The sequence below is a fragment of the Bdellovibrio sp. genome (assembly GCF_047637665.1).
Lineage (GTDB): Bacteria > Bdellovibrionota > Bdellovibrionia > Bdellovibrionales > Bdellovibrionaceae > Bdellovibrio.
In genome coordinates, this window is the sequence record NZ_JBLJBT010000040.1 from 137,126 (window position 1) to 162,877 (window position 25,752).

General features: G+C 46.5%; 27 protein-coding genes. 12 read left to right on the forward strand and 15 right to left on the reverse strand.

Annotated features, from left to right (window positions below):
• Nucleotides 1-9: 9 nt before the first annotated feature.
• A complete protein-coding gene (gene greA, locus ACM64D_RS13765) occupies nt 10-483 on the reverse strand; it encodes a transcription elongation factor GreA (RefSeq protein WP_415063877.1) in 474 nt (157 codons plus the stop codon).
• A gap of 136 nt (nt 484-619) precedes the next feature.
• On the opposite strand from greA, the gene ACM64D_RS13770 reads away from it, so the two are divergent.
• Nucleotides 620-874, forward strand: a complete 255-nt coding sequence (locus tag ACM64D_RS13770) for a (2Fe-2S)-binding protein (RefSeq protein ID WP_415063803.1) — start codon at nt 620-622, stop codon at nt 872-874.
• A gap of 7 nt (nt 875-881) precedes the next feature.
• Here ACM64D_RS13770 and ACM64D_RS13775 read toward each other — a convergent pair whose 3' ends face one another.
• Nucleotides 882-1,316 (reverse strand): bacterioferritin-associated ferredoxin, encoded by a 435-nt coding sequence (locus ACM64D_RS13775; RefSeq protein WP_415063804.1) that lies wholly within the window; start codon nt 1,314-1,316, stop codon nt 882-884.
• Nucleotides 1,317-1,453: 137 nt separating this feature from the next.
• Here ACM64D_RS13775 and gloB point away from each other — a divergent pair, with 137 nt between their 5' ends.
• Nucleotides 1,454-2,212 carry a hydroxyacylglutathione hydrolase gene (gene gloB, locus ACM64D_RS13780; protein WP_415063805.1) on the forward strand — a complete coding sequence of 253 codons (759 nt, stop codon included), beginning with the start codon at nt 1,454-1,456 and terminating at the stop codon, nt 2,210-2,212.
• Nucleotides 2,213-2,239: 27 nt separating this feature from the next.
• On the opposite strand, the gene ACM64D_RS13785 is transcribed toward gloB, so the two are convergent.
• Together ACM64D_RS13785 and ACM64D_RS13790 are read right to left on the reverse strand one after the other, a co-directional pair.
• Complete coding sequence (locus tag ACM64D_RS13785) at nt 2,240-3,595, reverse strand: TIGR01777 family oxidoreductase (protein WP_415063806.1); 1,356 nt, start codon at nt 3,593-3,595, stop codon at nt 2,240-2,242.
• A 9-nt stretch (nt 3,596-3,604) separates the two neighbouring features.
• A complete protein-coding gene (locus ACM64D_RS13790; RefSeq protein WP_415063807.1) occupies nt 3,605-4,912 on the reverse strand; it encodes a cryptochrome/photolyase family protein in 1,308 nt (435 codons plus the stop codon).
• A 45-nt stretch (nt 4,913-4,957) separates the two neighbouring features.
• Here ACM64D_RS13790 and ACM64D_RS13795 point away from each other — a divergent pair, with 45 nt between their 5' ends.
• Both ACM64D_RS13795 and ACM64D_RS13800 read left to right on the forward strand, forming a co-directional pair.
• Nucleotides 4,958-6,358 (forward strand): ABC1 kinase family protein, encoded by a 1,401-nt coding sequence (locus ACM64D_RS13795; protein WP_415063808.1) that lies wholly within the window; start codon nt 4,958-4,960, stop codon nt 6,356-6,358.
• The gene (locus tag ACM64D_RS13800) at nt 6,359-6,865 is read left to right on the forward strand and encodes a TlpA disulfide reductase family protein (RefSeq protein WP_415063809.1); all 507 of its coding nucleotides are present in this window, start codon (nt 6,359-6,361) and stop codon (nt 6,863-6,865) included.
• Here ACM64D_RS13800 and ACM64D_RS13805 read toward each other — a convergent pair.
• From ACM64D_RS13805 to ACM64D_RS13815, 3 genes are read right to left on the reverse strand one after another with little or no spacing between them, the layout of a single operon-like run.
• Nucleotides 6,862-7,770, reverse strand: a complete 909-nt coding sequence (locus ACM64D_RS13805; RefSeq protein WP_415063810.1) for an alpha/beta fold hydrolase — start codon at nt 7,768-7,770, stop codon at nt 6,862-6,864. The two genes, ACM64D_RS13800 and ACM64D_RS13805, sit on opposite strands and share 4 nt — an antisense overlap.
• Nucleotides 7,760-8,794, reverse strand: a complete 1,035-nt coding sequence (locus ACM64D_RS13810; protein ID WP_415063811.1) for an alpha/beta fold hydrolase — start codon at nt 8,792-8,794, stop codon at nt 7,760-7,762. The genes ACM64D_RS13805 and ACM64D_RS13810 overlap by 11 nt, the downstream gene beginning before the upstream one ends.
• Nucleotides 8,795-9,133, reverse strand: coding sequence for a hypothetical protein (locus tag ACM64D_RS13815; RefSeq protein WP_415063812.1), 339 nt, complete (start codon nt 9,131-9,133; stop codon nt 8,795-8,797). It lies immediately after the preceding gene.
• 85 nt (nt 9,134-9,218) lie between these two features.
• On the opposite strand from ACM64D_RS13815, the gene ACM64D_RS13820 reads away from it, so the two are divergent.
• Both ACM64D_RS13820 and ACM64D_RS13825 read left to right on the forward strand, forming a co-directional pair.
• Complete coding sequence (locus ACM64D_RS13820; RefSeq protein ID WP_415063813.1) at nt 9,219-9,620, forward strand: polyhydroxyalkanoate synthesis regulator DNA-binding domain-containing protein; 402 nt, start codon at nt 9,219-9,221, stop codon at nt 9,618-9,620.
• Nucleotides 9,621-9,721: 101 nt separating this feature from the next.
• Complete coding sequence (locus ACM64D_RS13825; protein ID WP_415063814.1) at nt 9,722-10,006, forward strand: hypothetical protein; 285 nt, start codon at nt 9,722-9,724, stop codon at nt 10,004-10,006.
• A gap of 38 nt (nt 10,007-10,044) precedes the next feature.
• Here the strand turns inward: ACM64D_RS13825 and ACM64D_RS13830 are convergent, their stop codons facing one another.
• The 5 genes from ACM64D_RS13830 to ACM64D_RS13850 all read right to left on the reverse strand — a co-directional run bounded on the left by ACM64D_RS13830 (nt 10,045) and on the right by ACM64D_RS13850 (nt 16,687).
• Complete coding sequence (locus ACM64D_RS13830; protein ID WP_415063815.1) at nt 10,045-11,289, reverse strand: EF-hand domain-containing protein; 1,245 nt, start codon at nt 11,287-11,289, stop codon at nt 10,045-10,047.
• 18 nt (nt 11,290-11,307) lie between these two features.
• The gene (locus ACM64D_RS13835; protein WP_415063816.1) at nt 11,308-12,306 is read right to left on the reverse strand and encodes a type II secretion system protein; all 999 of its coding nucleotides are present in this window, start codon (nt 12,304-12,306) and stop codon (nt 11,308-11,310) included.
• A complete protein-coding gene (locus ACM64D_RS13840) occupies nt 12,303-12,767 on the reverse strand; it encodes a hypothetical protein (RefSeq protein ID WP_415063817.1) in 465 nt (154 codons plus the stop codon). Before ACM64D_RS13840 ends, ACM64D_RS13835 begins: the two co-directional genes overlap by 4 nt.
• Nucleotides 12,764-15,604 carry a hypothetical protein gene (locus tag ACM64D_RS13845; protein WP_415063818.1) on the reverse strand — a complete coding sequence of 947 codons (2,841 nt, stop codon included), beginning with the start codon at nt 15,602-15,604 and terminating at the stop codon, nt 12,764-12,766. The genes ACM64D_RS13840 and ACM64D_RS13845 overlap by 4 nt, the downstream gene beginning before the upstream one ends.
• 144 nt (nt 15,605-15,748) lie before the next feature.
• A complete protein-coding gene (locus ACM64D_RS13850; RefSeq protein WP_415063819.1) occupies nt 15,749-16,687 on the reverse strand; it encodes a cation diffusion facilitator family transporter in 939 nt (312 codons plus the stop codon).
• A 90-nt stretch (nt 16,688-16,777) separates the two neighbouring features.
• On the opposite strand from ACM64D_RS13850, the gene ACM64D_RS13855 reads away from it, so the two are divergent.
• The gene (locus tag ACM64D_RS13855; RefSeq protein WP_415063820.1) at nt 16,778-17,689 is read left to right on the forward strand and encodes a COX15/CtaA family protein; all 912 of its coding nucleotides are present in this window, start codon (nt 16,778-16,780) and stop codon (nt 17,687-17,689) included.
• Here ACM64D_RS13855 and ACM64D_RS13860 read toward each other — a convergent pair.
• Nucleotides 17,686-18,303, reverse strand: a complete 618-nt coding sequence (locus tag ACM64D_RS13860) for an LON peptidase substrate-binding domain-containing protein (protein ID WP_415063821.1) — start codon at nt 18,301-18,303, stop codon at nt 17,686-17,688. The two genes, ACM64D_RS13855 and ACM64D_RS13860, sit on opposite strands and share 4 nt — an antisense overlap.
• 34 nt (nt 18,304-18,337) lie before the next feature.
• Between ACM64D_RS13860 and ACM64D_RS13865 the strand changes: the two genes are divergently transcribed.
• Nucleotides 18,338-18,748, forward strand: coding sequence for a thiol-disulfide oxidoreductase DCC family protein (locus tag ACM64D_RS13865; RefSeq protein ID WP_415063822.1), 411 nt, complete (start codon nt 18,338-18,340; stop codon nt 18,746-18,748).
• On the opposite strand, the gene ACM64D_RS13870 is transcribed toward ACM64D_RS13865, so the two are convergent.
• The gene (locus tag ACM64D_RS13870) at nt 18,733-19,149 is read right to left on the reverse strand and encodes a (deoxy)nucleoside triphosphate pyrophosphohydrolase (RefSeq protein ID WP_415063823.1); all 417 of its coding nucleotides are present in this window, start codon (nt 19,147-19,149) and stop codon (nt 18,733-18,735) included. The two genes, ACM64D_RS13865 and ACM64D_RS13870, sit on opposite strands and share 16 nt — an antisense overlap.
• Nucleotides 19,150-19,231: 82 nt before the next feature.
• Between ACM64D_RS13870 and ACM64D_RS13875 the strand changes: the two genes are divergently transcribed.
• The 4 genes from ACM64D_RS13875 to ACM64D_RS13890 are packed head-to-tail and all read left to right on the forward strand — an operon-like array spanning nt 19,232 to nt 23,555.
• Nucleotides 19,232-19,966: a YoaK family protein gene (locus ACM64D_RS13875; protein WP_415063824.1), complete on the forward strand. Its 735-nt coding sequence runs from the start codon at nt 19,232-19,234 to the stop codon at nt 19,964-19,966.
• Nucleotides 19,967-19,972: 6 nt separating this feature from the next.
• Nucleotides 19,973-21,577 (forward strand): Na/Pi cotransporter family protein, encoded by a 1,605-nt coding sequence (locus ACM64D_RS13880; protein ID WP_415063825.1) that lies wholly within the window; start codon nt 19,973-19,975, stop codon nt 21,575-21,577.
• Nucleotides 21,574-21,918, forward strand: a complete 345-nt coding sequence (locus ACM64D_RS13885; protein ID WP_415063826.1) for a DMT family protein — start codon at nt 21,574-21,576, stop codon at nt 21,916-21,918. Before ACM64D_RS13880 ends, ACM64D_RS13885 begins: the two co-directional genes overlap by 4 nt.
• 47 nt (nt 21,919-21,965) lie before the next feature.
• Complete coding sequence (locus tag ACM64D_RS13890; RefSeq protein WP_415063827.1) at nt 21,966-23,555, forward strand: hypothetical protein; 1,590 nt, start codon at nt 21,966-21,968, stop codon at nt 23,553-23,555.
• Here ACM64D_RS13890 and ACM64D_RS13895 read toward each other — a convergent pair whose 3' ends face one another.
• Nucleotides 23,556-25,745 carry a heavy metal translocating P-type ATPase gene (locus tag ACM64D_RS13895; protein ID WP_415063828.1) on the reverse strand — a complete coding sequence of 730 codons (2,190 nt, stop codon included), beginning with the start codon at nt 25,743-25,745 and terminating at the stop codon, nt 23,556-23,558.
• Between the last annotated feature and the right edge of the window lie 7 nt (nt 25,746-25,752).

The window sequence follows — 25,752 nt, forward strand, 5'->3', positions numbered from 1 at the left end:
CGAAGAAAATTACTTATAATCGAAGGAAAGAATTTCGAATTCTTTATCGCCCTTGGGACTTTGTACTGTGACCGTGTCGCCGGATTTTTTGCCAATCAAAGCCCGCGCCAAAGGAGAAAGAATCGAGATCATCCCCTTTTTCACATCAGACTCATCAACGCCCACGATCTGGTAGTTGAATTTTTCCTCAGTTTCAGTGTCCACAATCGCAACAAAAGCGCCAAAAACGATGCGATCGGCCTTAATAGCAGAAGTATCAATAACTTCCGCACCGGCCAGTTTGCCTTGGATTTCAGCAATACGTCCTTCAATCATCGCCTGGCGCTCTTTAGCAGACTCATATTCCGCATTTTCAGAGATATCCCCTTGAGCACGAGCTTCTTCAATAGCGCGAATGACAGAAGGTCTTTCTTCTAACAACAGCTTCTTGAGCTCCGCCTCAAGCATTGCTTTTCCGCGAATAGTCATAGGAAGTTTATCAATAGTAGCCATTTCTTCTCCAGTGTTAGAAGGACACCTGTTTTACAAGATTCTACCCCACTTATCAATGCACCATAACGCGCCGCACCTTCGTCGGGTACGCCGTACCTTTTTGCATTGCACAGCATTACTATGGGGTATGGGTGCGAAGAAGAAGACCGAAATTATCTGCCGCTGTAACAACGTAAGTCGTCAGACTATTGAAGACGCCATTCGCGATGGCGCCAAAACACTCAATGATATTTTTGATACCACATCAGCCGGAGTGGGCCCCTGTGGAGGATCCTGCCGCAGAAAAATCGGTCCCTTTTTAGACTACTATCTAAAAAACGGAAGTTTTCCTGAAAAAATAACAGAAGATCTGACGGGGAAAGATCCCAAAAAAGGATCTTAAGGACACTCTACGCGGATTGTTTTCCCAAACGATAATCGATAATTTTCTGAACCTCAGGACGACATGTTCCACAGGCCGTGCTGGCCGAGGTTTGACGAGTCACTACTTCGGGAGTGTGAGCCCCTGCAATAATAGCCTGATCCACCGTGTGCGTCGGAACCGTCCGACAATGACAAAGTTCATCCTCGTGATACGGGAACTGCCACTGTCCACGCAGTTTCAAAATCATTTCTTTCAACAACAAACTGGAATGATCGTGTCCCTCAGGAATCGGCCACTTTGCCAAATCTGCACCAAAATGACGGCGCATTTTCTGAATCATCTCCATAAAATCTGTACAACCCAATATAGACACTTTACGAACTTCCCCCGGAGCTTGAGGAGTCCCCTCACATTCAACTTCAATGTAATCACGGCCATCCAGCTCAACTTTTATCTTCATAGAAGATTTTATTTTAGAGCAAAGCTCAGGCCACACCAAGGCCAGATATTGCTATCAATCAAACCTACCTAAGTCTTGTTCTTACAGGCAAAGTCAGAGCAAAATGTGTATCATTGGTAAGTGATGATTGAGGTTCCATGACAACCGCTGTATTACGAGTCGAACTCCTCCCCATTTTCGAAGACAACTATGTGTTCGTCCTCGTCGACGAGACCCAGCGGGAAGCTTTGGTGATCGATCCAGGTGAAGCCTCTTGCGTACAAGACTATTTATCCGAACACAACCTGTCATTAAAGGGCATCTTGTTAACCCATCATCACAACGATCATATTGGCGGAGTTCGCACACTCCAAAACATATTTTCTATCCCCGTCTATGCTCCCCTTAAGAATAAACATCAAATTCCCTTCGCCGATCACTATGTGCATGAGGGCGATACGATCTCTTTGGGAAATCTTTCTTTTTCAGTCCTAGAACTTCCGGGACACACCTTAGGGCATATCGCCTATTGGCAGCCCGAAAAAAAATGGCTTTTCTCTGGCGACGTTCTTTTTGGTTTGGGCTGCGGGCGACTGTTTGAGGGTACCTATCAGCAGATGTATGAAAGTCTTCAACGAATCAAGGCGTTGCCGCCTGAAACTTTGATCTACTGCACCCATGAATACACCGAGATGAATTTGCAGTTTTGTAAAATGCTAAGCAATTTGGACGACTCGCCGATCACAGGAGATGATGAAAATCTGGAGATCTACCAAAACGAACTGATCCATCGCCGCAGCATGGAGCTGCCCAGTGTTCCCTTGAAACTGCACATTGAAAAGAGAGTCAATCCGTTCCTGCTGGCTCGCAGTCTTCAACAGTTCACATATCTTCGCGAGCTTCGCAATAAACAATAGATCTTAGCCCCTCAGATTGTTGCCCGGTCAAAATGGCCAGTTTTTGGAGATAAACTTCCTGCGAAACGCAAAAATATTTTCCACATCCTGACGGACGAAGTTGGCCCCCATCAACCAGCCGATATACCCCAGTGGCAGACGATAACGCACGCGATCCACCAAAAGAGTTCCGCCACAAAAGGGCCGGAATTCGTGAGTGTGGTGCCACAGCCGATAGGGTCCCCGCAGTTGATTGTCGACAAATTTATAAGGTGGTTGCCACTCATCGATCTCGGTCTTCCAAGCTGCGGGAACACCGTGAATCTTCAGACGGTAATCAATCAAAGTCCCCTGCTTAACTTCAGGCGTGGAAATCCGTTCGATATGAAAATTTAAAGTCGGCGGAGTGATCTTTTCAAGATTGTGAGCGTCTTGAAAAAATGAAAATATCTTTTCTGGCGGTTCAGGAACAAATTGCTCCGCATAAAAAACCTCCTCCCCCGCCTTGAAGGGAGTGCAGATTTCCGCCAACGCTTCGGACAACTCTTTGAAGTGAAACTGGTATCCCTCAGATTCAATTTTTTCCGCAGTTCCTCGAATGGAGGACAACATCACTTGAGAGACCTCTCCAAATAAAAGCTTCAAGGCGACCTCGGGAATCCCGGGGCCCAGTTTCCGTCCCAATGAGCGCACCAAAGTTTCTGAGAATTCTTTGTTTGTGACGGGCAACGGAGCCACTCCATTGATCGCCCCTTGGACTTTGGGATTTTCCAGAGCGAAAACAAAAATTCCCACGATGTCCTTGAGATGAATCCAACTCATCCAATGTTTGCCCTCGCCCAAAACACCGCCCACTCCGGCGCGAAAAGGGAATAACATTTGATCAAGAGCTCCGCCCTCCTGGGCCAGAACAACTCCGGTTCGCACGAAGACTTTTCTTCCCGGAGCGGATCCCGCCTCTTTTTCCCAATCGACACAGACTTTCGCTAAAAAGTCTTGTCCTGCGGGGTGATCTTCATACAAGACCTCATCAGTACAACTTCCATAAAAACCAATGGCAGAACCGGAAATAAATGTCTGTACCGAAGACGAAAGACTGGCAATAAGATGACGGGTTCCAATGACTCGAGAGTTATAAATGCTCTCTTTTTTCTTCTCAGACCAGCGGGCTCCGACAACGGGCTCTCCCATCAGGTTGATCACCGCATCGACTGATTTGAGTTTTTCATCCTTGAGAGGGCCTACGTTTAAATCCCCGACAATGATATCACAGGGAAAGGGCAGCACTTCCCTGGCTTTGGCAACATTGCGACTGACCACCAGAATTTCATGCCCTTTTTGAGCTAGGATCTTGCCCACTTCGCGACCAATCAGTCCTGTGGCTCCCGTCATAAGAATCTTCATAAACGTCCTCTATTTTTTTAATGCCTTGGTGAACTCTTGTAAACAACGCCCACGAGCCTCAGCATGCTCAATCATCGGTTGAGGATATTTGGTCGTCCCCACTTCTGGCACCCACTTTCTAATGTATTCCATCTGTGGATCAAACTTAGCGGCCTGCGCCTCAGGGTTAAAGATACGAAAATAAGGAGCCGCATCACAACCAGATCCCGCAGCCCACTGCCAGTTGCCATTATTGGCCGCCAAATCGAAATCTAAAAGCTTTTTTGCAAAATACCTTTCGCCCTCATGCCAATGAGTTAAAAGATGCTTACATAAAAAACTGGCGGTGACCATACGCACCCGATTGTGCATATGCCCCGTATTGTTAAGTTCTCGCATTCCCGCGTCCACCAGAGGGTACCCGGTCATCCCCTCGGCCCATCGTTGAAAGTCAGATTTTGAGGAACGCCAAGCGATCTTGTCATAGTCCGGCCTGAAACTCTGCTTTTCGACGTGAGGAAAATGCCAAAGTATTTGCATAAAAAAGTCTCGCCAAATCAACTCGCTCAACCACACGTCTGAATATTTTTTTCCCTCACGCGCCAATTCGCGCACACTCACAGTGCCAAATCTCAAGTGCAGACCCAAACGAGTTGTTCCATGTTCTAACGCCGGAAAGTCCCGCGTCTTAGCATAGTTCTTCAGCACCTTTGTGGACAGCTCCATAGAGGGAAACTCGAGGGTCGATTCCACAAAGCCGATCTCTGACAAAGGCATCATTTTTTCGGGTTTTGCGATTTTTGCGAATGAACTTTCATAGAGGTCATTGGGGTAGGACTTTAAATAGAACGGCTCTAAAGACGACAGCACTTTCTTTTTGTAGGGCGTATAAACGGTGTAGGGCTTGCGAGCCTCGGTAAGAATCTCTTCTTTTTCAAAGAGCGTTTGATCTTTAAAACTTTTAAACTCGACACCGGATTTTTGCGCCCACTTCGCCACCTTTTCATCTCGCTCTCGGGCCGAGGGTTCGTAGTCGTGGTTTGTATAAATCGCGGTAAATTTCTTTTCTTCAAAAAGCGCCTTAAAAACCTCTAACGGCTTCCCATAACGCACCACTAAGTCTGACTTCTTTCGTTGGAGAGTGTTTTTGATCCCTGCCACAGTTTGGTATATGAACGTCACTCGAGGATCGCGAGAATCCTCCAATTTATCAAGGATATCGGAATCAAAGATGAAAAGAGGAAGGACGTTTTCATTCTCTTTTAAGGCTTGGAACAAGCCAGCATTGTCATTAAGGCGAAGATCGCGGCGGAACCAGAAGATAATCACTTTTGCCATAATAAAAGTTTAACATATCTGCAACTTAAGGTAAATTGGGAAGCCATGGACGAAAAAAAGTCTGCCAAAAAACAAACCAAGAGCCTCGAGCGAATCAAATCGTCCATGTTCTCTCGCAGTTTGTCGTTGGCAAAGCTAACACTTCAGGCAGGGGCCTCCATCGCCCAGCATGGCGTTAGCACCGCGCTAAAAAATAAAGAAGGCAAAGAGGAAAACTGGAAGCGTCTGCTTCAGAACCAAGCCTCCCTTATCAGTTCAGAGCTGGGTGAACTTAAAGGAAGCCTGATGAAGGCCGGGCAGATGCTCTCCATGTATGGGGAACATTTCTTCCCCCCGGAGGCCAATGAAATTTTAAAGTCCTTGCAATCAGATTCTCCGCCCCTTTCCTGGGAGGCCATTGAACCCACTTTAAAAAAGAATCTGGGCCCGGAAAAGTTGGCTCTTCTGGAGATTGAAAAAGAAGCGCTGGCGTCCGCCTCTATGGGACAAGTCCACCGTGCCAGAGTCAAGGCCAGCGGAGAAAGCATTGTTCTAAAGATCCAATACCCCAACGTCGACAAAGCCATCGATAGCGATCTTAAGGCTATCCGAACTCTCCTAAACACTCTCAAACTTTTGCCGCGGGAATTCGACATGGATTCCCTCTTCGCGGAAGTTCGCGAAATGTTAATCCAAGAGACAAATTATGAACTGGAAGCTCAGTTAACAGAAGACTTCTATCAAAGACTCCAAGGAGATTCTCGCTACGTGGTCCCTCGAGTTCTGCGTGAGTTCTCGGGACCAAAAATTTTAGCCACTACTTTTGAAAGAGGTCTGCGCGTTGATGACCCTCTAATTCAAAGTCTTCCCCAAGAGCGCCGCAATAAGATTGCCTTGAGTTTCTTAGATCTCTACTTCAAGGAGATCTTCGACTGGGGTGTTGTTCAGACAGACCCCCACAGTGGCAATTATCGCATTCGCATCAATCCTCAGGGACACGATCAACTGATTCTTTTAGACTTTGGAGCCACAAGATCCTACAACCAGGATTTCTTGATTCCCTACCGACGCATGGTCAAGGGCTCCCTCCTCAATGACCGGCCGATGTTCATGCAAGCGGCCCTCGATCTTCGCTTCATTCACGATCAGGATGACGAAGAACTAAAAAAAGTTTTCGAAGAATTCTGCTTTCAAACCGTCGAACCCTTTATCTCTTACGAGGACCCCCGTAACAATCTTGGACAAATTGATCGCGAAGGGCTCTATGATTGGAAAAGCACGGATCTTCCGCAACGACTCTCCAAAAAGGTTTTTCAAATCGTCCGAAAACATTCATGGCGAACGCCTCCTCGAGAGATTATTTTCTTAGACCGAAAAACCGGGGGCGTATTTATTTTTCTTTCTATGATCCGCGCTAAGATTCGCGGTCGCGATCTTTTACTGAAATATATCGAAAGGGTTCCTTAAATGAAGCTCCGCCTGCTCGCAGTCCTTTTTCTCTCCGTTTGGTCATTGAATGCCTTGAGCAAGAATACCACTCCCCCCAATGTCGAATTCAAAAGTTTCTCTGCCGAAGCTCTTTCTAAAGGATCCGCGCTAAAATTCGACGACCTCAAGGGCAAAGTTGTGTTGATGGATTTTTGGGCTTCTTGGTGTGAACCCTGCAAAGAGGCTTTGCCTCACTACAATAAACTTTACAAGAAATACAAGGATCAAGGTTTAGTTGTCATCGGCATCAATGAGGACGATGATCTCAAAGAACGAGATGACTTTTTAAAAGCGCATCCCGTGGAATTTTCCATGTTCTATGATAAATCAAAGCAGATGGCCAAAGACTTTAAAGTCCAGGCTCTGCCGTCTCTTTTTGTCTTCGACAAGAAGCTAAAGCCGGTGTCTCTCTATCGCGGATTCAGCGAAGATAAGCCACAGGCCCTGGAGAAACAAATTCAGGAACTCTTAAAAGATCAACCTTAAATGGCCGAACTGGTGCGAACTTCAGACAATGTGATTTTCTTGACCCCGTGAAGTTCGCCCTGCAAAGCGGACGACAAAAGCTGGGCGACGGTCTCAGGCGCTTGCTCTAAAATCAAATGATCCCCATTTAAAATATTCACCCAGGACTGTTTTTTATGTTCGGGAATACGATACCAAAATTCTTGATAGAGACTTTGCGGAACCAAGGTATCCAATCCAGACGTGATCAAAATCAAACGTTCATCAGGAATTTGCGGAATCACGGAAAATGAATTGAATTCCATAATCCCTCGAGACAGCTCGACGGCAACCTGGCGATGTCGCTCCTCGGGGATTCTTTTGAGATAACGAAAATTCATGTAGTGCTCTACGAATCTTTCGTAGGATTTTTCTAAGACCAAGTACGGCTGTCGCAGACTTCTTGGCGTCATGGACTTCATGAGTTCAAACTGCGCCGCCCACAGGCGCGACAGAGGAAACGATAAATCCAAACGCAGAATAAAGGGCATTAACAGAATCAAATCTTTGACCTGTGAGGAAGCCTCTTGCAACATTCCCAGAGCCACCCCGCCCCCGTAAGAAAAACCGACCAAACCAAATTCACGGATCGACAAGTGCCCCAGAAGGGATGTCAACGCTTCGACTTGCTCTTCGATAGAAAGCTGGTACTGAAACTCATCTGACTTTTGCAGTTCAAGTTCTAAGGAAGAACCCTGACCCGGCAAATCCACCAACAAACAAGGTCGCGTGATATTGGCGTGGCGCAAAGTCTCGACCCAGCTTTCCATAGAATCACTCAACCCATTAAGAAAGACCAGAGGAGTCCCCTGCCCGTCAATAAAGGCGTAAACCAAATCTCGCCCCGTGGGCGATCGGAAAATTTTCTTAAATAACTTAAACTTCACAGGTCTTCATCCAATTATTCAGTTGAGGCCAGATCGTCTTCACAGAGCGACCACCAATCAAAGCTCCGACGTGGCCTCCTTCTGAGTTCACAACCTTTAAGTTCTTTACGTTCGGAACCATCTCGGCCGTCAGATGACTGAGAGGAGACACGATATGATCCGCATCCGCAATCAACACAAACGTGGGGAGCTCATGCTGACGGAGATCAATGGTTTTTTTGCCAATTCTCATCGGCCCTTTCTCAAGAGCATTCTTTTGATAGAGCTCCCCTAAAAGAACCTTGAAACACTCGCCCCGAAGGTCCACGTTATCATTGGCCCAGGACTCCATGGCCCAAAAATTTCTGACGAAGCGGGGATCTTTTAACTTTCCCAAGAGCTGGCGGTATTTTTGAAAAACTTGTGTCGGCTTTAAAGCCAAAAAAGTCGACTGCAATAGAAACCACGGCACATTGCCATAGGCCTCCGTAAAGGCCTGTAAATCAAAATCAGGACAACGCGCCCAAAGACTGAGCTTATCATTATCAGAAAAACGGATGGGCGTAGTAATGAGAGTCAGCGAGGCAAAACGCTGCGGATTCATCAAAGACGCCATCAGCCCGATCGTGCCCCCCAAGCAGTGCCCCATCAGATGAACTTTGGCTCCGCCACAATCCATCTCCACTTTTTGCAGAAGGTATTCCAAATGCAGGGTCATCAGCTTCTCAAAACTGAGATACTGCTCATGGCTTTGCGGGATACCCCAGTCAATCATGTAAACGTCGTGCCCGTTTTCAAGAAGATTCAGAATGAAACTTTTCTCTGGCAACAGATCCAGCACAAAGGGTCGATTGATAATGGACGGCAGAATAAGAACAGGCCAGCGATGATCTTTGGCCGTGGAGTGATATTTACGCAAATGGATCGCCCCCACCTCATCCAAAACCTCGAAGGGGGTTGACGCGATGTCATTTAGTGAAGGCTCGGTTCGCTTTAAGAACTGGAGAAATCCAGAGGTCTCTGGCCAATGTTGAAAGTCGATCATTTACTGAAATCCCACTTCAGAAGAAATTCCTTTTTCAACTTTTTTGGCACTTCGCTTGATTTCAGGTTCGTTCTTCTGTCGTTCTTTTTGCAGCTCCAACTCTAACTTTTTAATTCGCACGTTGAGTTCCTCAACAGAATTCAAAAGTTTATCTTGATCACCACGAATGGGCAGTTCGAGATCCTTCCACACCGCCTCCATGGTCTTACGAAACCAGATTTTTCGATATGAATTGAAGTTGAGCAAAACTGATACACCATTTAGAAAAGCTGGATGTGAGGTGACAGTATCCATCGACTTTTCAAACAACTCTTCCATGCGTTGAACTTTATTTTCCATGGCATCCTCCTGAACCCGTGCTAAAATTTAACCACGGCAATGATTTTTGTTGCAATCGCAAAAAAGAGGAGCAAAAACTCTAAATATGGATGAGATCATAAAAATCAAAAAATACGGCAATCGTCGCTACTACTCCTCGGCGGATAAAAGCTACATCACGCTGGCTGAAATCGAAAAATGGATCCAAAAAGGTCATAAAATTCAAGTGACTGATGCGGAAACCGATGCGGACATCACGTCCGAAGTCCTGACGCAAATCCTTCTTGAACAAGGTCGCGCTCAGCACTTTCCGGTGGAGATGCTCGAGACGATGATCCGCATGAATGAAAAAACCTTGAACTCTTTCTGGACCCCCCTGATGGAGCAAAACATCAAACTGATGTCGCAAATGGGAGAACTGGCCCTGAATAACGTGAAGGCGATCATCTCACCCTTCAAAAAAAAGAAGAGTTCCAGCTCTACACGGACCAGAGAACGGAAAAATTAAAATATTGCAAATGCAGCAATTATTTTCTGGTTTTTTGCCGATAACCTGGTCAGACTGGTTTTGCTGCAAAAGCAGCAAAATATAAAACCGAGGAGAAAATCATGGCACAAAAAGAACAAACAACTTATGAAAATCCTTACTTGGGTTACGCTGAATCTGCAACAAACACGTTCCGTGAATTGTGGGGCTGGCAACTAAAGACAACTCAAAACCTCGTCGACCAAAGCCTTCGCGCAGCTCAAACTTGGGCTGATTTCGCTCAAACACAAGTTCAAGAGGGTGCACGCCTTTCTCAAGAGCTTATGAAAATGGGAATGCAAAACTCTGAAGAAGCGAAAAAATCTTTCGGTTCTTTCAGCGAAAAGATCTACCCCGCTCAAAAGTAATAATGAAAAAGGCCGCTTTTAAGCGGCCTTTTTTCTTTCTAACGCTGACTTAAGCGCGTTTCTGCTGGCGCAAGCCAAATATCAATAATCTCACCTGTTTTCATTTTTCCTTTTTCTTTATACCAGAATTTAGACTTCTCACGAGCCTCAGCGTATTTCCCCATCGGCTGCACGATGTCCTTCTGATAGTCCAAAGATATCTTGATCACCTTAGAAGACAGCTTCACCACTTCTTCCTTCTGAGAAATTCCATCGCCATTTTTATCATTCCAAAGAACCAGTTTGTGAAAATCCTTATCGCGCTTATCAATCACCCCATCTTTATTGGAGTCGAACTTCTTTAAGACCTCAAAACCGTTCTCCATAGACGCATTATCCCCGAAAAGCTCGTCTTTCGCGTCGATCATTCCGGACTTATTGCGATCTAAAGCCACAAACCATCCCGGAGCGTTGGCCTCAGGCCACATGGTTTTTCCCGTTGGATTGAGAGGGAACTCGCTGGCGTTATCAAAACGCGGTCTCGCCTCATCAAAGAACACCATCAAAGGCGACCAAAAACCTCCGCAAAAACCGGTTTGGCCAGGAAAGGCCACGTTCACCTCAACATTGGAGTTATCTGAAGACACGGAGATTCCCCCAAAAGAGGCGGACAGGGTTCCGTTCTTTCCCATGTATGAGCCGCAAGCATAGGTGGGCTGAGAGGCCGAGTACCCGTAGGACCCGTAAACGGCTCCGGGCTTACATTCCGTAATTGTCTGAGTAAATTTATAGCTTTTTAAATAGATATTCTCGCCGGCACCTTTTTTAATATTTCCACTCGAATCGATAGTCACATCGGTTGGAATGGGCGTTCTTAATAAAACCGAGTTTCCATACAGCCCCGCACTGCCCCCACCCGGAATTGTGTAAAGACTGCTTTCCATTGGTGTCACCGAGGCGACATCGACCATACCTTTTTTGGTGACCAAACTGCCGGGATAGTTCACCACCAATGGGTACTCTTTACCACCGATCACCAAAGTCAATTCGGCCGTAATAATTCCATCCGGAGACAGTGGATTTCCCACCCCGCGCAAGTTAGCGCCAAAACAGGAGTTATTAATTTTAATCATCACGCTGTCTTTGCCCGATCGACTGACCAATCCGGAAGCCGGGGCCGAGACCACAGAATCCCCTGACGTGTTTGTGTTCACAGACATTGGGAAGTCCTGCTCGACCGCTCCAGCAAAACTGCTCAAGGTCATCCCCACCAGCCATATCACCCAGTGTGCTTTACGTTCCATAATTCCCCCCTACAGAACCTACAGACCTGCTGTCTGCTGTTGTTTCTTCATTTCAACCTTTTTAATTTTAAAATAGATCATTCGTTTTAAGACGGAATCTCGACGCAAGCGCAGTTCGGCCACTTTATCGGCCATCATAAAGGGCTCTGACCAGGCTCCATTTTCATAGACAGATTTATAAAGATAAGCCGGCGTCTTGGCACAGCGATCATCTTGATAACTTACTAGATAATATTTAATTAAGCGGACCGCGCGCAGGCGAACCAATGACTGTCCACCGCCAATGGAAGGCACTCGACGTAAGAAGACATCTGCCGTCGTAATATTTTCTCCCGTCTGCGGGTGTGCCACATTCACAAGTCCCTGAATCGTCGAATCGGTATCCAGTGAAACGCCATTGACAGAGCCAATATAAATCGGGCTTCGCGGAGCCACCGCCATGTCCACCTTGCCAGCACTATCCAAGGGGCGGAGGCGCGCGGGCGTGTCGAGCATCAACGCTTTTCCCTTCGTCCAAAAGTTCGGTCGCTGTTTTGATACCCAATTGCTTTTATTTAAACTAACAAATTGCAAAGTCGCAGAAGTATTAAAGTCATCAGGTGTTGGCCCAATATTATAAGCCGCAGTGGGATCATAGTTCATCAAGGGGCCCGCCCCCATGTCCTGAGTCAGAATATAAAACTCAAGACGTTTATCGAGCGATAATGACACCTCTCGGTCCAATTTATCCGAAAGACTGTTGGCTGGTAAGTCTGGATAGTAATCAAAAAAGGGCAGGTTCGAATCATCTTTTACCAGCATATTGTTATACGCCGGATCGACATTGTTCAGATCGGTAAAAATAATTCTTTCCGCCAAGGTTGTATCAATAGAATTTTCCAGCTCCTGACTGAGCTTTATCTGATCACGACTGATCATCAGTTGTGTCGTCAACACAACTGTCGTGAGAATGGCCACCAAGCCAATTCCCACCGCAACTTCAATAGCTGTAAAACCTTTGTTATTCTTTAACATCATTTTGCACTCACTACGAAGATATAGTCGCGGAAGGGTTCCCCCTTCTCTGCCCATGTTTTATGGGTCATACGCAAAGTCACCTTATACAATCCCCGATAAGACTCATAAGGCTGAATCGTGTACCCATAAGTTCCCGCACATTCTTTACAAGACTCACGAGGCGCAATACGTCCGTTATCCCAGGCCATTGGAAGATTATTCACATCCAAAATTGCTCCTGCCGACTCCGAGTAATCAAAGTTCACCTGATAGTTTTCAACGCCCGCTTTGATGTTTTCGGCAATATCACTGATTTGCTTTTCTGAGGACGACATGATCACGGTATCCTTAGTGGTATTTCGCAAAGCGACCATCCCCCCCACAAAGGCAGACCCCACCACGGCAATCAAAGCAAAGCCAACCAAGGACTCTACAATTGTTTGACCGCGATTGTTTTCAAAAATATTTTTAAAGGAGATCATAGGCCCCCCTCTCGAGATTGTTCAACGACGTAGAATCTCACCAAACGACGTTTGCACGTTGTATTGGAGGACGTTGAACCCGGGATCAATCCACAGTCCGGATCTACAGAAGTCCACTGGAACGGGTCCGCTGCCGCTCTTAAACTAATTGCGTTGCAACTCATACGATCCGAAACTTGCTGAACTGAAGGAATCGGATGCCAAATCGGATCTGCATTTTTATCATCACACTTCCGACTTGCATTTAAGGGCTTGAGAATTCCTGCCGCACGAAGTTCTTGAGTAGCTTGGGGACTATAGATCGTACTCCAAGTAATGCCCGCCTTCAAAGCATCGGGGTGAATTCTCATTTTCCCCGCAATCACCGTTCCAATAATTCTTAAAGGAAGAGACCGCGCTTTAATTTCCAATGAGTCACAGGTGAAGAATCCTGTTACAAATTCAGCGGTGGATTCAATCACACATTTACCAACAATAGAGCGCACCTGGAAAGAGGCGTTGGAACGAGTCATGTCTTTAAGAATCAACTCATCCAGACCTGGATCTTTCCCGATCGTCGTGCCTCCGGCGAAGTTCCAGGAAACACGTGTCCCGGCGCTGAAGTCCGTTCCCCAACCCGCACCCCCAAAGGATTGAGTTGAGACCGAATTACGGGCGTCGATGCACTGCTGACTTAAAGAACCATAGTCCACATCAGACTCTGCCAACCCCACCGCGGACTCGGCGGGTTTACGTGACACGGAATAAGGAGCCTCCAAGGCGGTTTTTGAACCATTGAATTTAAAGTTCAAATAACCCAGCAAATTCGAGTTCACACTGCTAGGCTCAATCGGATTACTTTGATAGTAACCACCATCGTAGGCTTGAATTCCAACAACGGGCGCAACCAAAAGGCCATCCGCTGACAGAAAATTCTTTGAGTTCTTCACTGTGAAGTTAATATTGATCTTATCAGGCGCAACATAGCCAAATCCTGATTTGTATCTTGTCGTGGTCACTTCAATCACGGGAGGATTCGCAACAACGTTCAGATAATTGCTATAGTCCCCTTTCGCCGCATCGACACTACTGGTCGCCGAATTGACCGCCGCAGACTGCGTCGGAATTTTATTATCTGTCAGATCTTTAATCTGACTTTTAAGTGTTGAAATCTCACCTTCCAGTGCAGCAATAACCGCGGAATCTTGATAATCGACTTTAGGGTCCGCCCCTGATTTGGGTTTTACGGGTTTAGCCTCTTCCGCGCTAAGCTCATCCTTCTTCTTCTTCAAGTTTGCTTGAGCGCTGCTCAGATCTTTTAACAAATCGTCATACTTTGATTTTTCTGTCGCCAACTTATCTTCGGCCGCCTTCTGGGCATTTTCATATTTCGATTTCAACTGATCAGAGCCCACGGGAGCCGTGACCTTGGCATATCCCTTCGCAGGAAGCTGAACCTCCATATATTTATCCGCCACGCCTATGCGAAGATTAACAACGGCGGCGCCACCCAACACCAAGGAATTTGCAACTTCAACCTTGCCATTGCCCCAACTGTCGGTCTTGATCTTTAAAGCATTCGTCTGTGCTAAAAACTCGTTCCCCCGGGAAAGAAACGCACGATAATCAAAGTTATCAACGTCTGAGTCCGTTAATTTTGCTCCCAGTTCTGATTTAAAAAGATTATCGCGAGAAGCATTGTTCATCGCCTGCTCGGTACAAAGCTTCATCAAAGCCAAGCTGTCCGCCAAACTACTGGAGACAGAGCCCCCCGGACCGACTTTAAAATAGTCCAGCCCTTTATCCGATCCTCCATCGTTCTCAATTCCTTTTAAAAATCCACCAAAGGTTCTTGCATCTGCCCAATAACGATCCTGCAGACCTCCTGTTGAACGCGGAGAATAGCGATTCCCATTCGTCATCACCCAACCATTCCCCAGATAAACCCGGTCCGCAAAAGTTACGGCCGAGTATTGAGTGTCGCCAACATTCTCTTCCCCGGACCCGAGGTCCACAGGAAGATGGATATTTCTATTTACAAAAACCGGACTTTGAAAGACCAACCCCTGACCACTTCCAAGCTCTTTACGATTGGCAAACTTATGAATAGAGATATCGCCGGGACTCATGCCTGCATCCCAGGTTGTATCAAGATGAAGATCATTGGGAACTAACAAGGCAAAAGAACCAACCTCGCGAGGGTAGATCACCAACTGTGACCCTAAGGACATGACGGTTCGTCCTATCTTCAGAGGCTCCGCACTTTGATCCGTCTTAAGGGAAACCTTCACCTGAAGATAAACCTCTCGTCCCGCCTTGGGCAAATAAGCACTGTTGTCGCGAAGAATTTCGACACTGATGCCGTCAATCGCCACAGGCTTTCCATCTTCCCCCTTCACCATGCGAAGGTTTTTTAAAACAGGAAACAAAGGATGGAGGGCTGAAGCGTCAGAGACTCGAATATAACGTTCAATTTTAGAAAGAGCGATGTTGTTCACATCCACGGGCCCGACACTCTTGCCGTTGGCGACAAGTTGTCGAATGAAGTTTTCTTGTTCGGCAGACATAATAAGTCGCTCAACACTTCCAGAGTGTTGAAGATTGCACTTGTCTGGACTGTCATTCAAAAGAAGAGTGTCGTTCGTGAAGCAATACTTCTGACGAACTCCAAAAATGACATAGTCCATGGCGCTGTTTAACGCAAATCTTAGATTAACAACATTGATCGTTTTTCCAACCTGCTCTTTTTGTCCAATCACGTAGTTCGTGAGAAAATAAAAAGAGGTGCTCATCACGGCGGTGGCGACCAAGATTTGCAATAAAACATTTCCAGCTGTAGTACGTACCGATTTAAGCATAAATGTTTTCCTAGTTTTCCACCCTCCTTATCGGTTGAAAGTCCGGAAAACTTATGCTCACAAAGATCTATAACAGACTTGCAATTCAGTCCGTTTCAGTCTGAGAAATAGATGTATAGGATTGAGATTTCTACTCTGAAAACACTAGGGGTGTTCAGGATCAAAGCAAGCACTTCCGGAAATTTCCGTTTCGATCGTCGCCTCAATGATGCCAAAATCTTTCACAAGCTTCTTCACTTGCTCTTTCACTTGCTCCATATCCAAAACCGTGGAGTTTGCCGCTAAAACCACGTGAGCCGTGTAAATGTGATTTTCGCCGTCCAAAGACCAAAGATGGCCGTGATGAACCCCTTCGACTTTTTCGATCTGACAGATTTTAGCCTCGATCTCTTCAACTTGAACCTGGGAGGGAGATGCCATGAGGAAAACTTTTAAAGCCTCACGCAGATTTCTAAACACATTATACAAAATCCATAACGACAAGGCGATGGCCATACCTGCGTCGAGTTGAGGAAGATGATAGAACTTCATCACCACCGCCCCGATCAAGACAACCACCCAGCCCATGACATCTTCGATCATATGCCACATCAACATTCGCTCATTGAGAGACTCACCTTTCGAAACACGATAGGCCGCAAAGCCATTGACCGCCACTCCCAAAAGCGCCAGTAAAATCATCCCCTCCGCATAAGGCTGTTGTGGATTAAAAAGACGAGGGACTGATTCGACCAAAATAAAAACAGACCCCAGAACAAGAATGATCCCCGTGACGACAGCTCCCAAAGTTGAGAATCGTCTATAACCGTAAGAAAAATCCCCATCGCTTTTACGGTGAGAAAATTTCTCTAGGATGATCGCTAGTGCTACGGCAAAAGCGTCTCCGAAATCATGAAGGGCGTCGCTTAGAATCGCCACGCTGTTCGTCCATAAGCCCCCCACCAACTCAATACAGGCAAAGCCTAGATTTAACGCCAAGGCCACTTTCATGCGGCCCAAGACAGCGCCATGGGCATGATGGTGATGATGTCCGTGAGAATGAGAATGCGAATGATGAGGGTGCGAGCTGTGTGATTCTGACATAACCTATTTAAAGCTTTTCTGGGAAGGGAAGTCAATTGAAGGGCCCTCACATTGACCCCGTTTATCGCTCGTGATAACTCCATAGGCATTATGACAAAAGCTCAATACAAGAAATTTGCATTTGGAGTCCTCTTTTACACCCTTTTGGTGATTCTTTGGGGGGCTTGGGTGCGGATTTCCCATTCCGGTGATGGGTGCGGAGACACCTGGCCTCTTTGTCATGGCCAACTGATCCCCGAAGCGGAGCAGGGAAAAACTTGGGTTGAGTATGCGCATCGCCTGATGTCTGGAATCTATGGTTTTGTCGTGATCTATTTTTGGTGGGCGGGAAGAAAGATCTATCCTGCCACGCACTTTGCGCGAAGAATGGCTCTCGCGACGTTGATCTTCACAATCACTGAAGCGTTGTTAGGAGCCAAACTGGTTCTTTTCAAACTTGTTACAACGAACGACACCCCTTACAGAGCTTTTGTCATGGCCCTGCACCAGGTGAATTCCTTTATGCTCACCGGAGCCATTGCTCTCACTTTTGCGGCCAGTTCTTTAGACAAAGAGCTTAAAGCGTCTCATTCCGAAGATCGCCGTTATCAGCTTTTCCCTTGGCTCATTGTACTTATTGGAATTACCGGGGCGTGGGCGTCTCTTTCAAACTCCCTGTTCCCGACTGAAAATCTTTGGGATGGCTTCTTAGCTGATTTTTCCAGCGAATCTCACTTCCTGGTGCGTCTTCGCGGATTGCATCCTCTGATCGCCCTGATCGGCGGAGGCGGCTTAGCACTGTTCTTCTGGGTGAAGGCCCACACCGCAGAGTCCCTGCTTTTAGAACGACGCTCCTACCAGATGAGCTTAGCGCTTGCGACGGCCCTTGTTTTTGGAATTCTCACTCTCTTATTGCACGCCCCGGTCTGGATGAAAATCGTTCATCTGGCCTTGGCCCACACAATATGGGTTCTTCTTTTACAGTGGGTTTTCTTCGTCAGATCCGAAAGAGTGGAGCTTTAGATCGTCAATTCATTAGACTCCATCAGACGATGGAGAAAATGAACTTTTTCGTTGATATCATTGAACTCAAGAACCATTTGCTGAAGATCATAATCCCGCACCAAATAGGAAGCAAAACCGCCGACGATTTCTTCGGGTTGAATCATATTTCTCATAAAGAGGTCTCTTTGCGCGGCATCTGGAATATGAGTATAAATCCATCTTGTCAGGAGCTTATGCAAAGAACCCAACTCGCCTTGAAGTTCGGGCTCTAAGACGGTCTTTTCAGGAATAATCTGTCCCTCACAAACAATGTAAGGTGTGCCACGGTCTAGCACATTCCCCAGTTTGATCTTACCCTGTCCTTGCAAGAATACGAGCAAAGTCCCATTCAGTCGTTCTTCAACAATCTGAGCATATCCATACCCGGCAATGTCCCGTACAAAAGACACCTTTTCACCAGGTCGAACCGACGAGACTTTCGCAGGATCTTCAATAAAACCGATCGCCACGGGCACCTGGTTCTCAACAGCATCCCTGATCATGGTTAGATAGCGAGGCTCAAAGACATTCAAAGGCTTCGTCGTGCGCGGGAATAAAGTCACGTTGACCAGTGGAAAAAGAAAGACTTCCATGGGAATATTATAGAGACTGTAATCTGGAAATGCTATGGAAAAGGTAGACCTTAAAATGAGAAACGTAGTCTTTTTTGATGGCGTCTGCCACCTTTGTAACGGTTTTGTCGACGCCGTGATCAGTCGGGATAAGTCTCATGTTTTCCTCTTCGCTCCTCTGCAGGGGACGACGGCAGCTCAATTGCTCTCGAACGAAGATCGTACTAAACTTGATACAGTGATTTACTTTGAGGCAGGAAAAACCTACTACAGATCTGCGGCCATTTTAAAAGTACTCTCTAGGCTGGGTGGAGGTTATAAACTTTTTGCTGCGGCAACACTGATCCCCGCTCCGCTCCGAGATGTCTTCTATAACTTCGTCGCGAAGAACAGATACTCCTGGTTCGGCAAAAGAGACTTGTGTCGACTTCCGACCCCTGAGGAACGTTCTTACTTACTTCCCTGAAGAATCATCCCCACAAAAGGCCTGTCCGCAGCTGAAAGCTCGTCTAGATTAATTTCTTCAGGCAAACACCACTTTAAGGCGTCGTGCTCTACCAGTCGTACCTCTCCGTGCGTGGCTTCAGCCCAATACACCCGAAGACGAATCAGCTTGGTCGGGTACGCAAAGTCCCGCTCACCGATCAACGCACCTACTTTGATCGGCAAGGACAACTCCTCGTCAATTTCACGAAGAAGAGCTTGTTCTGGAGACTCACCGACCTCCACCTTCCCCCCTGGGAATTCCCAATGACCGGCACCACTCTGATCGGGCCCACGACGAACCACCAAAATGCGCCTTTCAGGATCTCCCGCGCGGCGAATCACCGCAGCAACAACCAGGACAGGTTCGGTCTTTAGAGCCATACGAACTATTTCACTCCTTATAGACCTAAGTATATAGGAGTCTTTTGTCTTTTTAGTAGAGTTGTTTTAATCTATTTCCATTATGTTCTCATATCAACGAACTCTGTCTCACTACAGTCACTCGAACGTTGCTATTTGGCTGTCCATGGCCTTCCAAGCTGGTGCCATTAATACAGGTGGATATCTTTCTTGCCATCGTTTCGTTTCTCACGTGACGGGCTTTGGAACCTTGATTGGCACTGAGGCCGCATCAGGAAAATGGATTCCGGCTCTCGGGATGCTCACGGTTCCCGGTTTTTTTATCGGTGGCACCATGTTGTCAGCCTATTTTGTGGATCGAAGAATTCAAACCAATCAGCGCCCCCTCTATCCTGTCGTCATGTTTCTCATATTTGTGCTTACGATGGCCGTCACTGCTGGAGGAAATCTGGGATATTTTGGGGAGTTCGGCGCGCCGATTGTGAATAAAGATTATCTTTTACTTGCCGCCCTCTGTTTAGCCTGCGGGATTCAAAATGCCACAGTCACCTCGGCCTTCGGAGCTATCATTCGCACCACTCACCTCACAGGTATCACCACGGATCTAGGGATTGGCCTGGTGCGCATGATTTTTCACTCTCACAAAATTCAACCTCGAACGAATGAAATCCGCGCCAATTGGATGCGTTTGGGTTTAATCGGTTCTTTCATTCTGGGCTCGTTCGCTTCAGCTTACGTGTATCTTCACGCACAGTATTGGGGCTTCCTTATTCCCGGAGGAATTGCTACAATTCTGTTCTTTTGGAGCCTCATTCACTTTAACGACATTAACGGATAATGCAGCATGATTGAAACCCACAATTCCTATTTCGTTTTTCTTATTAGCGGTGTGGCGCTGTTTTTATATGGAATGGGTCTAGCCTCTTCCTCCCTTGAAAAATTAATGGCGGGGAAAATCACCTCCCTTTTAAATCACATTTCACAAAGTAAATTTTTGGCCATCTTAAGTGGTGTCGTGCTAACGACTCTTATGCAAAGCTCAGGGGCCGTCACCTCCATGCTGGTAGGATTGGGCTCTGCCCGAGTCATCAATCTTCGTCAGGTCATGGGCGTGATTATCGGAACGGCGATTGGCACCACCTTGACCGTTCAATTGATCTCTTTGGATCTGGGACAATTTGCATTGCCCGTCTTTGCCATCGCCTTTGCGTTTTATTTTAAGGCCAAGAAAACCGTCTTCAAAAACCTCTCTTTGGTCTTCATGGGATTTGGTCTTCTTTTCCTGGGACTGAATTTAATCTCTTCCGCCGCCCATCACTTTGCTGAAAACCCGATGTTGACGGACCTGTTCCAAAACGTTCGCGACAATCCGGGGTATTCTCTTATGATCTCAATCGTCTTTTGTGCGTTTGTACAAAGCAGCGCTGTCACAATCGGTCTTGCCATGAGCTTAGCGACGGTGAAAGCCATCACTTTTTATGATGCTATGATTTGGGTTTACGGAGCTAACATCGGAACCACCTCTGTAGCTCTTATTGCTGCCGCCGGCGGGAACTACATCGGTCGCCAAGTGGCCTGGGCGCATTTCTTTTATAAGACCATCAGCGTGGTGATTTTTTATCCATTCACGCAGATCTTTATCGATTTCCTGCTGACCTTTGACACGACACTCACTCGCTCTATCGCTAATGCCCATCTTATCTTCAATATTCTTTCTGCGGTGCTCTTCTATCCTTTCATCAACAAAGGAGCTGAAGTCATTGAAAAAATGTTCCCTAAGGCCGCCTCTGAAGAGTTCGGTACTGAGTTCGTAAACAGAAACAATTACCAAAGCTCTGCCTTGGCGATCTCATATGCCAACCGAGAAATCCAAAGAACAGCAGATATTGTCTTGGGTATGTTGAAGGATTCCATTCGACTTTTTGAAACCAACGACCCTAAAGACTTTGATTCAATCAAAGACCGCGACAACAAAGTCGACTTCTTGTATCGCGAAACAAAAATGTTCCTTTTGGATCATGCCAATAAATCCAACACCGTCGTCCACCAAAACGTCATGGATATGATTATGTTCCTCAGTGATTTGGAAAGAGCGGCGGATGCGATTGACATCAACATCCTTGCCCTGGCCATTAAAAAGAATGCGCTCAAGCTTGAGTTCTCTGAAGATGGCTGGGCAGAAATTCGCCAAATGCACGAGCAAGTTGTTAAGGTGGCCGCGATGGCCATCAACGCCAACCAAAACAAAGAGCTTTGTGAAGAGGCGATTCACCTTAAGAGAGATCTTGCAAAGACAGAGATTTCTTTACGCGAAAACCACATCAGCCGACTCAATCGCGGACTTGCGACCTCTATCAATACCAGCTCTATTCACTTAGATCTTTTAAGTGAATATCGCCGTATCGCCAGCCTTCTTTGCAATCATGCCTATAACCAGAGGTCCACATGATGCAAAGCCTGACTCCCATTGGACTTTTGATTCTCTCCAATATCTTTATGACATTTGCCTGGTATGGCCACTTAAAATCCCTTCGGGATTCGGCCCTCTGGGTGGCCATCCTCGTCAGCTGGGGGATTGCCTTTTTTGAATACGTCTTGCAGGTTCCCGCCAATCGGATCGGCTTTCACCAATTTACCCTGCCTCAGCTTAAGATCATCCAGGAAGTCATCACCATGGTGGTCTTTGCCGGGTTTTCAGTTCTCTATATGAAACAATCCTTGAAGTTAGATTTCCTCTGGGCGGGATTATGCCTTATAGGAGCCGTTTACTTTATTTTCAGGTCCCCTTAGTTTTTCCTCTCACACTTTCATCTCATTCTAAGATACAATAAAGGCATATGAAGTTCATATATATCCTGGAAGATGATGAACGTATCCTGAAGGATCTTTTTGAAACTCTTAAGAGTATAGATCCGCAGCTTCATATACGCATTTTTCCAAGCCTTGCCCTTTTTCATGACTGGCTCAAAACAGCCCTTCAAGAGGGCCCCAAAGCTCTGGCCACCGGCGGGCAAAAATACAAAGATGATACATCTGAAGATATCGCCCCTTCAAACACTCACCAACTTCGCCTGGTGATCGCCAAGGATGAGTTTCTAGGCACTCAAAATATGGGACTGGTGAAACGCGCCCGGGAATTCTTCTTAAGAAAGAAAATGTGCACCGAGCAGGATCCTACGTCGTTGGTCCTCACGGCCTTTGACAGTCCCGACTTCGACATCGCCCTGGCTGAAGATCGCATCATCAGTAACGTTATTTTTAAACCCTTCGATAAGCTGATCTTAAAACTGCACTTGGAATATGCTCTCGCTGGCCACCATCCTTTAAATACGAGCACCGTGGCTTCCATGAAGATCAAATCCACCATCGAGATGCTAAAGGGTGTCACTCTGAATAGCATTTCAGAAGTCGGATTTTCCACGATTAACAATCACGAAATCAAGATCGGCGCCATGACAAAATATTATGGCGAACCATTCAAAACAGATGACAAAAAAAGTATCTTTGCTTTTTGCAATTCCTGTAAAGAAATCGCCCCTAAGGAATTTCTCTGTGAATTCCTGTTTTTTGGTGCCGACAACAAACAGATTAGTCAAATTCGCCGAAGCATCTTGCAAAACAAATCTCACAAAACTCAGGAGATTAAAAACACTCGCGGTAGCACGACTCGAATATTGATTCTTGATGAGGACTCTATCTATTCTTCTGAATTGAAGACCTACCTGGCTGACAAGATATCCAACGTCGAAATTTACATCTATAACAGCTATGCGCAACTTCAGTCAGATCTTGCGGATAAGGAAACCGTACACCGCCAACACCTCCCCACCCAGTTCGATATCATTTTTGCAAACTACGAAGTTTTCGCTATCGAACAAAAGAAGCGCTGGGAACAGCTCTGTCAGAATCTGCAAGATCGCGCCAACAAGTCCGCCATCTCTTTGGCCACAATGCCAGCCCTCTATGTCATCGCAAAAAAGAATCTCAACCTGGATGAGGTCCTTGGATTGACCTCTTGGGTTAAGAATCTTTTTTCTTCCCCCCTGGACAAGGCTTACATTCTCAAAAAAATTCTTTCCCAACATCCCGGACTACTCAACAAAGAAGCTGTGAATATCTCTAGCATGGAAGATCAAAGCCTTCTGAAGGTGGCCAATCCGGTTGAGATCACTCAAATCTCAGAAGCGGGTTTGGTGCTTAAATATTATCGCCCTATGGCGCTTGGATCATTCCGCGAATTCATCCTGTGGCGTCCCGAAGAACTCGAGACCCCTGAGATCATCGGCAGCATCACCTTTACCGAAAAAGACAAAGGAAGCGAAGCCGTGCTCAATCACTTCGTCTTCTTCGGAATGAAAGACTATTTCTTAAAACACATCCGTCTTTGGCTACGAGAAGCTTATATTAAAACCAAAGACAAGGGCTGATTACTCAGCACTCAGCTTCTTTCTTTTCAACATTAAGGAATTGCTCACAACAGAGACTGAACTCATCGCCATAGCGGCCCCGGCAATCACTGGATTAAGCAGTCCCAAAGCCGCCAAAGGAATTCCTAACACGTTATAAACAAAAGCAAAGAACAGATTCTGACGAATCTTTTTCAAGGTGAGCTCGGAAAGTTCAATCGCTTGAACCACTGAACGAAGATCATTTTTCATCAAGGTCACGTCCGCCGCTTCAATCGCGATATCCGTCCCTGAAGACATCGAAAAGCTCACATCCGACATCGCCAAGGCCGGAGCATCATTGATCCCATCACCCACCATGGCCACTCTTTGTTTTTTTCTTTTGAGAGCGACAATCACGCTGGCTTTGTCGTTCGGCTTCACACTATGTTTAAATTCTTGAATTCCCGCCTGACGAGAAATTTCCTGGGCTGTCCCCTCGTTATCCCCGGTCAACATCATGACTTTAATGCCGCGCTTTTGAATCCAGGCTATTGCCTCCTTGGAACTTTCTCTGATTCGATCCGCCACCGCAAGATATCCCAGAACGCGCTCTTCATTTGCAAGCACCATTAAAGTTTTCCCTTGAGACTCAAGATGACTTAACACCTCGTGATTTAAAGCGTAAGAGGCTGCAACCCAAGACGGGCGTCCAAGTTTATACGAAACCCCCTCTATGTGTCCCTCCACACCTTGCCCCGCCACGGTTTTGAAATCGCGAACTTCAAGACTGCCAAGAGATTCCCGTCGCGCTTCTTCAACAATCGCATGAGCCAGAGGATGAGAGGATCCAGCCTCAAGACTTGCCGCCCATCGTAAAATATTCTCACGCGTTTGCCCTGGGAGAACCATCACATCTGTCACGACGGGCTTTCCCTCCGTGATAGTACCGGTCTTATCCAAAACCAAGACGTCAATCTTTTCCGCCAACTCCAAGGCCTTCGCATCACGAAATAAAATTCCCGCCTGGGCTCCTTTGCCAATGCCGACGACGACCGCCGTGGGTGTCGCCAACCCCAAGGCGCAAGGGCAAGCAATAACTAACACAGAGACAGAAGAAACGAAGGCCGCTACTAAATCCCCTGTGAGCATCCAAGTTCCAAAGAACGTCAGCACACTCACCCCAACTACTACCGGCACAAACACCGACGAAATCTTATCCGCCAGCCGTTGTATAGGTGCTTTTGATCCTTGGGCCGTTGTAACGATCTTAATGATTTGCGCCAACTGAGTGCGACTGCCAACGCCGATGGCCCTAATGCGCAAAGTCCCTTCTTGATTTAAGGTCGCCGCATAAACGTGATCATCAAGACTCTTTGTGACCGGCATGCTTTCACCTGTTAACATGGACTCATCCACCGTCGAACGCCCCTGAACAACAAGGCCGTCCACAGGAATAGACTCTCCATTTTTCACGACGACGATATCGCCAATAACGAGATCTTTGATGTCAACATACTGACCTTGACCGCCCCGCTCAACAAAAGCCTGCTTGGGCTGCAGACGCAAAAGTCCCTCCACCGCTTCAGACGTTTTTCCTTTCGCTCGGCTTTCCAAGAGTTTACCCAAAAGAATCAAAGTTACAATCGCGGTGCTAGCTTCAAAATACACATGCTGATGATGCCAATTAAGAACCGTTACAACGACACTTAAAAGATAAGCCATCGAGGTCCCCAGAGCCACCAACACATCCATATTCGCACTTTTGGATTTGAGTGCGAAAAAAGATCCTCGATAAAATCTCCACCCAATCCAGAACTGCACCGGAGTTGCCAAAATCAGTTGCATCCAACGCGGCATAAACTCGCGATGCCCACCTGCGAACATCACAAACATTTCAACAAGAAAAGGAGCCGTCAGAAGTGCCGACACGGCAAAAAGACGCAAATCTTTTTGATATTCAGCCGCCGCTTCATTTTTAGCTTTTTGAGCCGCAACTTCGGAATTCACTTCAAAAGCTTGATAACCCAAACTTTGAATGAGCTTAAGAAGCTCTTCAACATGCAAACTTCCTTGGGAGGCTTGAACATGAGCTTTTTCAGTCGCAAAATTGACTGTCGCTGACACATTCGGCAATGAGTTCAAGGATTTTTCAATTTTACCCGCACAGTTCACGCAGGTCATCCCAATGAGCTGAAGCTCAGTGGATTTTACTTCATCACGATCTTCCATCGTTCAC